This is a genomic window from Marivita hallyeonensis, from assembly GCF_900129875.1.
In the GTDB taxonomy this organism is placed as follows: domain Bacteria; phylum Pseudomonadota; class Alphaproteobacteria; order Rhodobacterales; family Rhodobacteraceae; genus Marivita; species Marivita hallyeonensis.
Genome location: NZ_FQXC01000002.1, coordinates 63,319 through 76,060, shown reverse-complemented (window position 1 = coordinate 76,060; position 12,742 = coordinate 63,319). Strand labels below are relative to the sequence as shown.

General features: G+C 61.1%; 13 protein-coding genes and 1 pseudogene. 5 read left to right on the top strand and 9 right to left on the bottom strand.

Going from position 1 to position 12,742, the window contains the following annotated elements:
* Nucleotides 1-67 precede the first annotated feature (67 nt).
* Together BUA42_RS06015 and BUA42_RS06010 are read right to left on the bottom strand one after the other, a co-directional pair.
* Nucleotides 68-637: a hypothetical protein gene (locus BUA42_RS06015; protein ID WP_143152633.1), complete on the bottom strand. Its 570-nt coding sequence runs from the start codon at nucleotides 635-637 to the stop codon at nucleotides 68-70.
* Between the two features lie 300 nt (nucleotides 638-937).
* The gene (locus BUA42_RS06010) at nucleotides 938-1,210 is read right to left on the bottom strand and encodes an usg protein (RefSeq protein ID WP_072776829.1); all 273 of its coding nucleotides are present in this window, start codon (nucleotides 1,208-1,210) and stop codon (nucleotides 938-940) included.
* 244 nt (nucleotides 1,211-1,454) lie between these two features.
* Here BUA42_RS06010 and gyrA point away from each other — a divergent pair, with 244 nt between their 5' ends.
* Complete coding sequence (gene gyrA / locus BUA42_RS06005) at nucleotides 1,455-4,148, top strand: DNA gyrase subunit A (protein ID WP_084066139.1); 2,694 nt, start codon at nucleotides 1,455-1,457, stop codon at nucleotides 4,146-4,148.
* Nucleotides 4,149-4,583: 435 nt separating this feature from the next.
* Nucleotides 4,584-4,781: pseudogene (locus BUA42_RS21510) on the top strand (CBU_0592 family membrane protein); the annotation flags it as partial.
* A 121-nt stretch (nucleotides 4,782-4,902) separates the two neighbouring features.
* Here BUA42_RS21510 and olsA read toward each other — a convergent pair.
* The 3 genes from olsA to BUA42_RS05985 form a co-directional block, all read right to left on the bottom strand.
* Nucleotides 4,903-5,730: a lyso-ornithine lipid O-acyltransferase gene (olsA, locus tag BUA42_RS05995; RefSeq protein WP_072776826.1), complete on the bottom strand. Its 828-nt coding sequence runs from the start codon at nucleotides 5,728-5,730 to the stop codon at nucleotides 4,903-4,905.
* Nucleotides 5,727-6,497, bottom strand: coding sequence for an L-ornithine N(alpha)-acyltransferase (gene olsB / locus BUA42_RS05990; protein ID WP_072776825.1), 771 nt, complete (start codon nucleotides 6,495-6,497; stop codon nucleotides 5,727-5,729). The genes olsA and olsB overlap by 4 nt, the downstream gene beginning before the upstream one ends.
* A 131-nt stretch (nucleotides 6,498-6,628) precedes the next feature.
* Nucleotides 6,629-6,811: a DUF3553 domain-containing protein gene (locus tag BUA42_RS05985; protein WP_072776824.1), complete on the bottom strand. Its 183-nt coding sequence runs from the start codon at nucleotides 6,809-6,811 to the stop codon at nucleotides 6,629-6,631.
* 33 nt (nucleotides 6,812-6,844) lie between these two features.
* Between BUA42_RS05985 and BUA42_RS05980 the strand changes: the two genes are divergently transcribed.
* On the top strand, nucleotides 6,845-7,468 hold the full coding sequence (locus BUA42_RS05980) for a histidine phosphotransferase family protein (protein WP_072776823.1): 624 nt from the start codon (nucleotides 6,845-6,847) through the stop codon (nucleotides 7,466-7,468).
* Here the strand turns inward: BUA42_RS05980 and BUA42_RS05975 are convergent.
* The 4 genes from BUA42_RS05975 to BUA42_RS05960 form a co-directional block, all read right to left on the bottom strand.
* Nucleotides 7,454-8,545 carry an acetoin utilization protein AcuC gene (locus BUA42_RS05975; RefSeq protein ID WP_072776822.1) on the bottom strand — a complete coding sequence of 364 codons (1,092 nt, stop codon included), beginning with the start codon at nucleotides 8,543-8,545 and terminating at the stop codon, nucleotides 7,454-7,456. The genes BUA42_RS05980 and BUA42_RS05975 overlap by 15 nt on opposite strands.
* A 73-nt stretch (nucleotides 8,546-8,618) precedes the next feature.
* A complete protein-coding gene (locus BUA42_RS05970) occupies nucleotides 8,619-10,442 on the bottom strand; it encodes an ABC-F family ATP-binding cassette domain-containing protein (RefSeq protein ID WP_072776821.1) in 1,824 nt (607 codons plus the stop codon).
* Between the two features lie 31 nt (nucleotides 10,443-10,473).
* The gene (locus BUA42_RS05965) at nucleotides 10,474-11,247 is read right to left on the bottom strand and encodes a GNAT family N-acetyltransferase (protein WP_072776820.1); all 774 of its coding nucleotides are present in this window, start codon (nucleotides 11,245-11,247) and stop codon (nucleotides 10,474-10,476) included.
* The gene (locus tag BUA42_RS05960; RefSeq protein WP_072776819.1) at nucleotides 11,247-11,702 is read right to left on the bottom strand and encodes an outer membrane protein assembly factor BamE; all 456 of its coding nucleotides are present in this window, start codon (nucleotides 11,700-11,702) and stop codon (nucleotides 11,247-11,249) included. The genes BUA42_RS05965 and BUA42_RS05960 overlap by 1 nt, the downstream gene beginning before the upstream one ends.
* An 88-nt stretch (nucleotides 11,703-11,790) precedes the next feature.
* Between BUA42_RS05960 and BUA42_RS05955 the strand changes: the two genes are divergently transcribed.
* Together BUA42_RS05955 and rpmF are read left to right on the top strand one after the other, a co-directional pair.
* Nucleotides 11,791-12,351: a YceD family protein gene (locus BUA42_RS05955; protein WP_072776818.1), complete on the top strand. Its 561-nt coding sequence runs from the start codon at nucleotides 11,791-11,793 to the stop codon at nucleotides 12,349-12,351.
* A 166-nt stretch (nucleotides 12,352-12,517) separates the two neighbouring features.
* Complete coding sequence (gene rpmF / locus BUA42_RS05950) at nucleotides 12,518-12,724, top strand: 50S ribosomal protein L32 (protein ID WP_072776817.1); 207 nt, start codon at nucleotides 12,518-12,520, stop codon at nucleotides 12,722-12,724.
* The last annotated feature ends 18 nt before the right edge of the window (nucleotides 12,725-12,742 follow it).

Sequence of the window (12,742 nt, the reverse complement as noted above, 5' to 3'; positions counted from 1 at the left end):
TGCGGACAAAGCCGCCGTTGGTCATTGCAGCCGGAATGGCTGCTTCTGGGGATGAAGATCAACTGCCTCAGGAAATCGCCAAACTACAAGGCAGCGCCCTGATTTCTCCAACAGCCATCTCTCCAATTGTCTGAGCAGTTATTACCACTCCGGCGAAGCGGTGCGTAAATTGATCGCTGGAGTACGCTTGTCTGGTAGTCCCCAAGGCTGGTTGCCGGCGCAACTCGTCAACCACACTCCCGTCACGGGCAAGGAAGCGCATCTCGACAGGTATACTGTTTCTTTGTTCTCTGGGTGGCAGGCTTATTTGGAACCCAATAGCACAAATCTCTTCGTCGAAGAGAAATGCGACGGAGTCTCTATCCTGCATATCAACTGACACCGCCAATTCTCCCGTTAAACCCTCCACTAAAGCTGCGCCGACTCGCACGCCTTCACCATCAATGACACGCCCCACAAGTTCTGTTGCTGTGAAGAAGCCCTCCAAAACGAGAGAGTTTGCCGGATCAATGTGCAGATAATTGGTTTCCCTAATACCATCCGCGGCGAGAGGACTACTTCCTAGGCAAGCAAAAGCCACACAGAGAAGACTACTTTTCATTTTGTGGTGCGTGCCGCTCGATTCATCACGTGTCACTCTATCCGGATCGTGTTCATCTAAAAACCGTGAAAGTCAGTTGCACAATACTGTTGACCTTCGTCATGAACATCGGCACTTGAGTATTTCATACTCATTTTCCATCGATCAAGATTCAAAAGCTGTCATTCGTTGGTCGCGCAGCATTTGGCGTTCTGGGCTCAACCCGGCTTTCACTGCACAAGCGAGAACGCCGTCGACCTTTCGGTACGTGGAGTGTCGGACGCTCTCTACAACGCCTTTTAGATGCGGCTTCGAAACTGCGCGCCAACGCCTGTCGATAGGCGTTGAACCCTTGCTCTATTGAACGGTGAATTCCCCCACCAGTTGCTGCCATTCGCCCGAGGCCAGCATCTTTCGGTGCGTGTATTGCACCGAATGTAACGGGCCTTCGATGCTGTCCTGCCAGAACTCGATGAACTCGAACAGTTTTGGATGATCCGGGGCCAAATCGTATTCCTGCCAGACAAAGGTGTTCAGCACATTCCGGTAGTCCGGCATTCGGTAAAACAGCTGCGCCGTGGTTAGCCCGTAGCCGCGCAGCATCAGCTCCGTTTCGCTCATCTCTGACATGCAAACCTCATACGTCGTTTCTTATACGACTCAGCTTGCCATGGTTTTCTTAACTTTCAACAAAAACAGTATGTTGGCAGGGCGCATGGATGAGTGCCAAAGCCACAGGTGCTGAAATCTTGGTCATTTGCATTGCGGCCTACATCCTGTCTCTGATATACCCTTGATCAACAAAATATAGACAAACCGACAGCAGGCTATCCACGTGAGCGACACGCCAGAACCCCCTGAAAATACGGAAGATATGCCGCCCTCGCGTCCGAAGTACGATGGGCCTCAAATCTCGATCACCGACGAGATGAAGTCTTCCTACCTCGATTACGCGATGAGTGTGATTGTGAGCCGGGCGATCCCGGACCTGCGGGATGGCCTAAAACCGGTGCACCGCAGAATTCTCTACGCGATGCATGAATCCGGCAACAGTCACGACAAGGCGTACCGAAAATCGGCGCGGCCTGTGGGCGACGTGATGGGGAAATACCACCCGCATGGCGACAGCGCGATCTATGACGCGTTGGTGCGGATGGCGCAGGATTTCTCGATGTCGCTGCCACTTCTCGATGGTCAGGGCAATTTCGGGTCGATGGACGGCGATAACCCGGCGGCGATGCGCTATACCGAAGTGCGCATGGACAAGCCTGCCGCCTATCTGCTGGCGGACATCGACAAGGACACCGTCGACTTTCAGGACAACTATGACGGCAAGGACCGTGAACCGACGGTTCTGCCCGCGCGGTTCCCGAACATGCTCGTCAATGGTGCGGGCGGCATTGCCGTCGGCATGGCGACGAACATCCCGCCGCATAACCTTGGTGAGGTGGTGGACGCCACACTGGCCCTGATCGAAGAGCCGGACCTGTCATCCGAGCAGTTGATCGAATACGTTCCCGGCCCCGACTTCCCGACGGGGGGCATCATGCTGGGCCGGTCCGGCGCGCGGAAGGCGTATCTGGAAGGACGCGGGTCGGTCATCATCCGCGCCAACACGCGGGTCGAGGAGATCCGCAAGGACCGCTGGGCCATTGTGATCGACGAGATCCCCTACCAGGTGAACAAGGCAACGATGATCGAACGCATCGCAGAAGCGGCGCGGGAGAAGCGGATCGAGGGTATCGCCCACGTTCAGGACGAGTCAGACCGCAACGGCGTGCGCGTGGTTGTCGAGTTGAAGCGCGACGCGACGGCCGAAGTTGTTCTGAACCAGCTGTTCCGCTTCACGCCGATGCAGACCTCGTTTGGCTGCAACATGCTGGCGTTGAATGGCGGGCGGCCGGAACAGCTGACACTGCGCAAATTCCTGACGGCGTTTATCGATTTCCGAGAAGACGTGGTGGCGCGGCGCACCGCCTACCTGCTGCGGAAAGCGCGCGAACGAAGCCATGTGCTTTGTGGTCTGGCGGTCGCGGTCACGAATATCGACGAGGTGGTGCAGACCATCCGGTCCTCGGCGGACGCGGCCGAAGCGCGCGAGCGGTTGATGACACGGCGTTGGCCGGCCAAGGACATCCTGCCCTACATCGCGCTGATCGACGACCCGACCCATACGGCGAACGAGGACGGGACCTATAACCTTTCGGAGACACAGGCCCGCGCGATCCTGGATTTGCGGTTGCAGCGCCTGACTCAGATCGGTGTCAAGGAAGTCACCGACGAGTTGGAAGAACTGGCGGGCAAGATCAAGGAATACCTGGAGATTCTCGGATCGCGCGACCGGATCATGGGTATCATCGCGGACGAACTGCGCGAGGTCCGCGAGTTGTTCGCCGTCGACCGTCGCACCGAGATCGTCGACTGGTCCGGCGACATGGAAGACGAGGACCTGATTGAACGTGAGGACATGGTCGTCACGGTCACGCAGTCGGGCTGGATCAAACGCACGCCTCTTGCCGACTTCCGGGCGCAAAAGCGCGGTGGCAAGGGCCTGTCGGGAATGGCGACCAAAGATGACGACGTGGTCACCACGCTGTTTGTCGCCAACACGCATACGCAGTTGTTGTTCTTCACGACCGACGGCATGGCCTACAAGCTCAAGACCTGGCGGCTGCCGCAAGGTGGGCGCACGTCCAAGGGCAAGGCCATCGTCAATATCCTGCCAATTCCGACCGGCGTGTCGATTGCAGCGATCATGCCGGTGGATCGGGACGAGGAAGACTGGGACGACCTGCAGATCGTGTTCGCCACGAGCGCCGGTGACGTACGGCGCAACGCGCTGTCCGATTTCACCAACGTCAAGTCGAACGGCAAGATCGCCATGAAGCTGCCCGAGGGGGTGGAACTGGTGAACGCGCGCATCGCGTCCGAGGATGACGACGTCATGCTGGTCACAGATGCCGGTCGCGCCATCCGTTTCCGGACCACCGATGTGCGTATCTTCAAAGGGCGCGACTCGACCGGCGTTCGGGGCATCAGGCTGAGTAATGGCGACCGCGTGGTCAGCATGGCCGTGATCCGACACTTCGAGGCCACGCCGGATGAGCGCGCGGCATATCTTAAGCAGCGGCGCCTCGTTGCAGGTGTGACGGACGATACGGAAGCGACCGATGAGGACGAAGGCAACGCAAATGCGCAACTGACGCAGGAGCTTTATGCCGAGATGTCCGCAGCGGAGAACCTGATCCTGACGATCACGGCCAAGGGTGCGGGTAAACTGTCGTCATCGCACGACTACCCGGTGCGCGGGCGCGGCGGTCAGGGTGTGCAGGCGATCGACAAGGCGATGCGCGGCGGGCCACTTGTCGCATGTTTCCCGGTCGAGATGGATGACCAGATCATGCTCGCCACCTCCAAGGGGCAGTCGATCCGTGTGCCGGTGGACGGTATCTCGTTCCGGTCGCGCAGCGCAGGCGGCGTGAAAGTGTTCAACACCGGTGCCGACGAGGAAGTCGTCTCGGTCGCGTGGATCGCGGATCAGGGCGAAGAAGACGCGCCGGAGGAATAAGCCCATTCCGGCGCGACCGACCGCCAAGACAAGCAACGATAGTGAGCGGCGCAGGGTTTTTCCTGCGCAGTTTTGTCTTTGTGGTGGTCGATGGGCCCGAGCACAGCGCGATGCGATTATCGCTGCACACGTCCATTCTTCGGGTCGAAATGTGACGTAGGGTCAGGAAATCCGGACTTGGTGCTTACCCTAGGTAAGGTGTATAAGTTACGTGTAACGAAAGTTCGTTGTGACTGGACTGAACGACATATCATTTCAATTGTCATCGCAGTTCGATCGCATCTTGTTCACGAGTGACCAAAAAAACGATTTTGAAAGACCTTTGACGATTTGGTATTGCGCGCGGCCCTGATCCGTAAGTGACACCTTCTTTTCAGAACGCCGGCCCGACCTACCCGTCGCACGGCAGGTCGGGTCTATTGACCCGGAGACGTTATGTCAGGCGTCCTTGACTACATGCGGACCTATCCAGACCTTCTTCAGGCCAGCGGTGTTCTGGGCTCGATCATCTATGTCGGTGGATTCGCCCTGGTTCAGTCGGGGCGCGCCTGCGGGAACGGGGCGACCTATTCCGCCAGCAAGATCGTCGCGGCGCTGCTTGTGCTCATCAGCCTTGTGGGCGCGTTCAACCTCGGTGCGTTTCTGATCCAGATCGGGTTCATCTTCTTCGGCACCTGGGGTCTGTTTCGGCGTTCCGGTACGCTGCCGCCGCAGGACGGGGTGGTGCACGCGCGCCTCGACGGGACGCGGCTGGTCACTCAGCCAAGCGCGAATGGGCAGATCGCACCTGCGTCTCCAGATGACTTGCCAGCGATTTCCGGTTCGGAAAGCCATCAACCGGCACCGGCGGGTGGTAAATCAGCTCGACTTTTCCTTGGCGACGCTGGGCCAGCACTCTGATGAGGTGTTCGCCAAATCCCATGTCGCCCCACCAACCGTAGAACCTTTGATCGCGGCCTTCCGGCGGATGATAAATCACCGTGACCGGCTGCACGTGCATGGCATGCATCAAGCGATCCGAGAAGAACGCGGCGAACAGGGTCGGCTTGAACGGCAAAACGCGTAGTGTGTCGGTCGACGTGCCTTCGGGGAAGAACAACAGCCGGTGGCCATGCTGCAGGCGCTCTTCGAAGATCGCCAACTGATTTTTCGCGTCGCGCGGGTCACGCCGGACAAAGACCGTGCCCGTGGCGCGTGCGAGCCAGCCGATCCCGGGCCACCCGGCGACTTCGGATTTGGAGACGAAATACACGTTCTTGCGTGCGTTCAGCGCGAATATGTCGAGCCATGAACTGTGGTTGGCCACAACCGCCCCCTGCACCTTCATCCGTGGCCCGCGTACCAGAAGGGGCAGTTGCAGAATGACAAATGCGGATCGGCATACGGCCTGGGTGATGTACGGGGTGACGGGGCGGTCGACGCCGAAGATGGGTCGTTCGATCAACCGCACGACCAGCAAGAGGCCAAGCCCACCGAAGGTCACAAGCCCAAGCAAGGTGCCGCGCCAGAGAACGCGCGTCCAGCCGAGCGCGGAAATCGCAACATCTTCGGGAGGATCGACGCTGTCCCAGGTTGGGCTCATGGTCGGGGCCGCGCCGCGAAGGACCCGGCGCCACCGGGCAGCGCGTCGGTGTCGAGGATCAGGCAGACGTCGGTGGTGTTGAACGCGTGATCCACAAACGCGCCCTGCCCGATCTTGCCGCCGATCTTGAGATAGGACTTGATCAGCGCAGGCGTGTCGCGCATCGCCGCCTTCCGGTCGACCTCGTTCTCCGGCAGGATTGCTACGGCGTCCGGTGTGCGCGATACCACCCGGTTTTCAGGGCGCGCGAGATAAGCGTGATGGAGATGCGAAATCGCATTGCTCAGGGTCACGACGTCGGTGCCGTGAAAACTTGCGACGCCGAACAGCACGTCGATCTCGTGCGAGGTCACGTAGTTCGCCAGCCCCTTCCAGAGCGCCATCAGCGCAGCGCCGCCGCGGTAGTCCGGGTGAAGGCAGGATCGCCCGAGTTCGAGCACCCTCCGGGGACTGTTCGTCAGGGTCGAAAGGTCAAATTCCCGGTCAGAGTAGAAGCCACCCGCCTGCTCTGCCTGCGTGCGCCGCAAAAGCCGGTAGACACCGACGACACCGCCCGTCGGTCCCTCGGACTGCAGGGGATCGTGCAAAAGCAAATGATCGGCAAACGCATCGAAGCGATCCCGTTCAAGCCGGGCATCATGATCGACATCCGGTCCATCCCCGCCCAGTTCGGCGATGAAGACCTCGTACCGCAGACGTTGCGCCGCCCGCAGATCGCTGTCCGAGCGGGCCAGTGAAACGTGCAGTGTTGGCGCATCCTGAAGCATGAATGAGGGACCCCAAGGTCGACTGACGCCACTCTAGTGGGAGCGGGTGTGACGCGCAACGACGTCACCCTGACGCCCGAATGTTGCCCGCGCTGCACGAATTAGGACTTTATCAACTTTTGGTTGCAAGCCTAGTCTTCAAAAACGGGAAGAAGTCCAATTCGCGACCCATCAATCACCACCTTGCCGACCTCGCGGAAATTCACGGTGATACGGCCGCCAATTTTGGATTGGACCTGTCCGATCCCCCAATCGGGCTCGGTTGGGTGGCGAACCAGTGAACCGGGTTCCAACAGGCCATTGAGGTCAGACATCAGAAGGCTCCTTACAGCGTGACGGAGAACATAGTGCACCACGACAAAGCTTCACTGGCCGCATTGATCGGATCGCGCATTTGCCACGATCTGATCAGCCCGATCGGTGCGATCTCAAACGGTCTTGAGCTGGTTGCCATGGGCACACCGGACCCGGCAAGCCCCGAAATGACCCTGATCCAGCAAAGCTGCGACAACGCCGCCGCGCGGATCCAGTTTTTTCGCATCGCATTCGGAAGCGCCGGTGATCCGCGACTGGTTTCGGCCGACGAAGCGCGCCGGACCCTGGCCAATCATTATGGCGGGACACGGATCATAACAGAATGGGCGCTGGACGATCCCGCCTCTCGGGACACGGTACAGTTCGGCTTCCTCGCCGCGCTGTGTCTCGAGTCGGCCTTGGGTCAGGGTGGCAGCATCGTTGTGGCCGTGGAACGTGACGCGGTTCTGGCGGATGCCAGGGGGCCCAGTATCCTCAATGATGCCGACTGCTGGTCGCTTCTCGAAACCGGCGCGGGCTCGGCGGACCAAGCCCTGCGCCCGGCTCAGGTGCAATTCGCTTTCCTGAGGCAGTTGTGCACGGATGCCGGCGTGACACCGCTGGTGCAGGTCTCAGCGACGCATGCGCAGGTCGTGATCCCGTTAACCACGGCGTGATTTCAATCTGCGCACGACGTCGTTGACGTGCTCCGACACCGGCCCGTCGCGCGGGGGGTCGAGCAGCGTCGTCAGCATGTCCGCCGTGGGCCGCGCCTTTCGCGTCCAGGTGAGTTCCGCAAGGATGGCGTGTGCTTCCGTCGGAAGGCGATCCGGGATCGTCTGCCCGGCCAGGGTCGCCCAGACGCAGGTCCATGCGCGACCGACGCTCCACGGATTGTAGCCGCCACCGCCCGAGACGATGAAGCGCGGCGACAAGGGGCGCAGCGCTTTGACCGCTGCAACATGGCAGCGGTTGGAGAGGTTCAGGCGCGACAGCGGGTCTTCGGTCACGGCGTCAGCCCCGCATTGCAGGTAGATCGCCTCTGGGCGGAACGCCTCGACAGCGGGCAGGATCACCTCGTTCAGGATCAGCGTAAATTCGGTGTCATTGAAACCGCGCGGCACGGGGATGTTGATCGCCGCGCCACCGGCGGTGTCGTCCACATCCCCCGTGAAGGGCCAGCGCCCGTCTTCGTGGACCGAGATCATGCGCACCTCTTCGGAGCCGTGAAACCCCACTGCAACCCCGTCGCAATGATGCGCGTCGATGTCGACATAGGCCACGCGGGTGAGACCCTGCGCCAGGAGGTGCTGGATCGTCAGGACAGGTTCGTTGATGTAGCAGAATCCGTTCGCGCGATCCGGCAGCCCGTGATGCGTCCCACCGCCGGGATTGTATGCGACACCGCCGTGACGCACGAGTTCCGCTGCCAGAAGCCCACCCCCGGCCGCGGTTGCGGGGCGGCGGTAGACTTCGGGAAACACGGGGTTGGACAGCGACCCGAGGTCGAAGTCGAGGTTCGGTTTCAGCGTGGCTTCTGCCGTTTGAAGCGCGTCGATGTAATCCGGCGCGTGAAAGCCGTGCAGCGCATCGGGTTTGGCGCAGGGGCTGGTGCGGTATTGCTCGGAGGGGAGCCATCCAAGGGCGCGGGAGAGATCGGTGACCGTCGGCACACGCGGGATCGACAGGGGATGATGCGTGCCATAGCTCGACCCGCGATAGATGCGGGCGCCGATGAAGACGGGTGCGGTCATGGGCGCAGAGCTAGACCGGCGCGCGCGGTGTGCAATGCGTGGACGCATTGCACCGCTTCCGGTGACGGCAGCGTCATCCGGCTTCGGCCTTTTCCGACAGTTCGAGCCATAGGTCCTCGGCCTCGGACAGCGCTTTCTGGCGGGCGACCAGGGCCTCTGACGCTTTCTGGAACTTCACTGGCTCACGGGTGAAGAGATCCGGGTCCGCCATCAACTGTTCCAACTTGGCGATCTCTGCGGTCAGGCGGTCGATTTCGGCGGGAAGTTCTTCAAGGCGGTGCTTTTCAGTGAAACTCAGGCCAGACTTTGCTTTCGATTGCGGTGCAGGATCGGTTTTGGGCTTGGCCTTGATCGCCGATTTCGCAGTGGATGCGGTGTCCTCTGACGTCTCACCCCGCTGGGCGCGATAGTCGCTCCACCCTCCGGCATAGACGGTGGCGCGGCCCCTGCCCTCCATCGCCACGGTGGTCGTCGCGACGCGATCAAGGAAATCGCGATCGTGGCTGATGAGCAGCACCGTGCCGTCGTAGTCACCCAGCAGATCCTGCAGCAGGTCGAGCGTTTCCACGTCGAGATCGTTGGTGGGTTCGTCCAGCACCAGGAGGTTCGATTCCCGCGCCATGATCCGGGCAAGCAGCAGCCGCGCTTTTTCGCCCCCCGACAGGGAACGCACCGGCGCGCGGGCCTGCCGTTCGTCAAAGAGGAACTCCTTGAGATAGCCGACCACGTGGCGAGGCTGTCCGCGCACCATGATCTGGTCCGTCTTTCCGGACACGCGCATCTCGGGATCGCCGGTCAGGTTCTCCCACAGCGACAGATCGCCGTCCAACTGCGCGCGGGTCTGGTCAAAGACGGCCGGCACCAGATTTGTGCCGAGCTTCACCGTCCCGGTGTCCGGCGCGATTTCCCCGATCAGCATCTTGATGAGGGTCGTCTTGCCAACGCCGTTCGGACCGACGAAGGCCACGCGATCGCCACGCTGCACGGTCAGCGAAAAGTCTTTCACGATAACGGTATCGCCAAAGCTTTTGGCAAGATGTCTGGCTTCGATCACCTTGCGGCCGGATTTCGGAGCGGAGGCGAGGTCCATCGCTGCCGCGTCCTGCCGCTTGATCATGGCGGCGCGTTCCTTACGCAGGTCCTGCAGCGCGCGCACCCGGCCCATGTTTCGCTTGCGGCGAGCGCTGATGCCTTCGACAGCCCACCGCGCCTCGGCCTTGATCTTGCGATCCATCTTGTGGCGCTGCAGGTCTTCTTCGTCCCACATCTTGTCGCGCCATGCCTCGAAATCGGCGAAGCCCTTGTCCTGACGACGCACCTGCCCGCGGTCGATCCAGAGTGTCACGCGGGTGAGTTCCGAGAGAAAACGGCGGTCGTGGCTGATCAGGACGAACCCCTTGCGGGTTTGCTTCAGTTCGTTTTCGAGCCAACCGATGGCTTCGATGTCCAGGTGGTTGGTCGGCTCATCGAGGAGCATCACATCCGGGTCCTGCGCCATCAGGCGCGCCAGCGCGGCACGGCGGCGTTCCCCACCCGAGGCCGTCTCGACCGGGCGCGCGGGATCGAATTTCAACCCTTCACCAGCCCGTTCCACCTTGTACATCTCTGACGGCTCAAGCCCGGAAGACGCGTAGTCGCCAAGTGTTGCAAAGCCGCGCAGGTCCGGGTCCTGTTCCATATAACCGACGCTGGTACCGGAGGGCACAACGCGGTCGCCCTTGTCAGGCTCAACCAGCCCCGCCATCACTTTCATCAGCGTCGATTTGCCCGATCCGTTGCGCCCGACCAGCGCGATGCGGTCGCCCGGTTGAATGACAAGACCGAGGTCATGAAAAACGGGCTCTCCGCCGAAGGTCAGCGAGATATCATTAAGTTGCAAAAGCGGGATGACAGCCATGCCGCTGCGCTATGATGCGCGGCGTCTGACGTCAAGTGGCGGCGTGCATCCCCCGCGCCAGGGCACGCAGGCGGCGCTTTCGCGGCTCGGGAATGTCCCCGATGCGCAGCGCGGTGAAGACGTGCAGCCGGTCGAGATCGGGGTCGCGTACCGCGAAATCGCTGACCCAGCTTCCGAGGCCCAGATAGCTTTTCAGAAGATGTGGCAGCCCTGCCGGGTCCGCGGGCCCATTCGGCAGGTCGATTGTGTCCACCGCGGTTTTTCCGGGTCGAAGCTTTTGCGGGCCGAGGTGATGCGCCCTGAGATACGCGAGCGCAGTGCGGTGGCGGTTGACATCGGTTCCGTCAAAGGAGCTGCACCCGATCATCATCGCCGCGCCATGGGTGTCGACCAGCGCGCCAAGCGCTGCCCATACGAGGCGAAACGCCATCGGGTCCAAAAGATCCGGCGCGTGACACAGGCGGCCCACCTCGACAAACGGCCCACGTTCGAACTGAAGCGGTGTCAAATCATAGGATTGGGCGGTGTAGGTCGATGACAGATGCGCGGCGTTGGATATCACGCGGGTTCGGAAGGCTGAAAGCACTTGGTCATTGCGCGTGTCGCAGACGGTCCCGTGCAGGCTAAGCGCATCGAACCTGTCGCGATCCGTGCCGGATTGCGGCCGAAAACAACGCCCTCGCAATTCGAGCGCAGCCTCACGCAAGTCCGCGCCAATGCCGATACGCGCGCGGTACGGTCCGACCCGAAGGTCGACCTCGTCAAGACCGTCCGCGACAGGCTCTGTCGCGGCGGGGAGCGCCATCAGTTGAAGAAATCGGCGGCGTTGATCCCGCCGATATTGCCGAAGAGCTTGCGGATGAAGCTCAGATCGCCATCGCCCGATTCCGTTACACGGCGCGCCAGCGGAACCACTTGCCCGTCCTGCAGGCCGTAGCGTTCGATGTTCTCTACCACCCCGGCGGTGTCGAAGGTGATCGCAAGAACCTCACGGTCTACCACTTCGGGACGGCGCCAGGCGAAGGTGCGCATTTCACTTTCGACATAGTAGAAGCCCGACTCGTTCAATGTACCCGAGGTGGAAGGCACACCAACAAGGTCCTCGACCGTGCCGCGCGTGTCCACGCCGGGCACGATTTGCTGCAGTTCGTCTTCTGTGGGAACGTAACCATGTGTGCGGTACTGGGCCGCACACCCTGCCATCGCGACAAACACAAGCGCCCCAAGCCCGATCCTGAGTGTCGATCCGATGCCCTGCATAGCGCCTCTCTTGCGTTGGCATTCACTGCCTTTTATCCCGATTACACGGCCTTGGGCCCGCGTTCAAGCAAAGGGTGCATCAAGAGACATGCCACAACAGGTTCTGAAACCCGGACAATTTCGCGTCGCCGATCTTTCGACACGCCATCCGACTGCCTTCGATCTGCAACCCGAAGCCGACGCGCGCGCGGCGGTGGCGGCGCAGTTGAACCTGCTGGGCGTGAAGAAGCTGCGCTTTCGGGGGGAGATCAGTCCTGCCGGCGCACAGGGCTGGAGCCTGACCGGTGCGCTGGGTGCGACGGTGGTGCAACCCTGCGTCGTGACGCTTGACCCTGTGACGACGCGCATCGACGAAGCCGTCGAGCGGCTTTTTGTTCCCGCCTCGTATCTTGAGATCGAAGCAGAGGCCGGGGCGGAAACCGAAATGCCCGAAGACACGCGGTTGGAGCCTCTCGGGCCGGTGATCTCGGCCTATGACGTGATGATAGAATCGCTGTCTCTGGCGCTGCCGCAATATCCGCGGCGCGCGGATGCTGATCTGGGCGACGCGGTGTTTGCCGAAGATGGTGTCACCCCGCTGACGGACGAGGATACAAAGCCCTTTGCGGGCCTTGCAGCGCTGCGCGACAAGCTCGACAAGGAAGAGTGAATAAAGGCGCCAGAAAACGCTTGCGGATTTCGCGTTTGCCCCTATGTTCGCGCCTTCATCTGAGGTGGGGGTTGCCCCCTGACCCGGTTCCCCGTAAGAGGCCGGACACACCCGAAAATGCGGCATGGCATTCATGCCACCGGTTATAGACAATTGAGGTTGAGACATGGCTGTCCAACAGAACAAAGTATCGAAGTCGCGTCGCAACAATCGCCGCGCACATGACGCTCTGGTTGCGGGAAACCCGAACGAGTGCACCAACTGCGGTGAACTGAAGCGTCCGCACCACGTGTGCCCGTCCTGCGGCCACTACGCGGATCGCGAAGTGATCGCACAGGCCGACGAAATCGACCTGGACGAAGACGCAGCATAAGCAACGATAAGGCGTTTC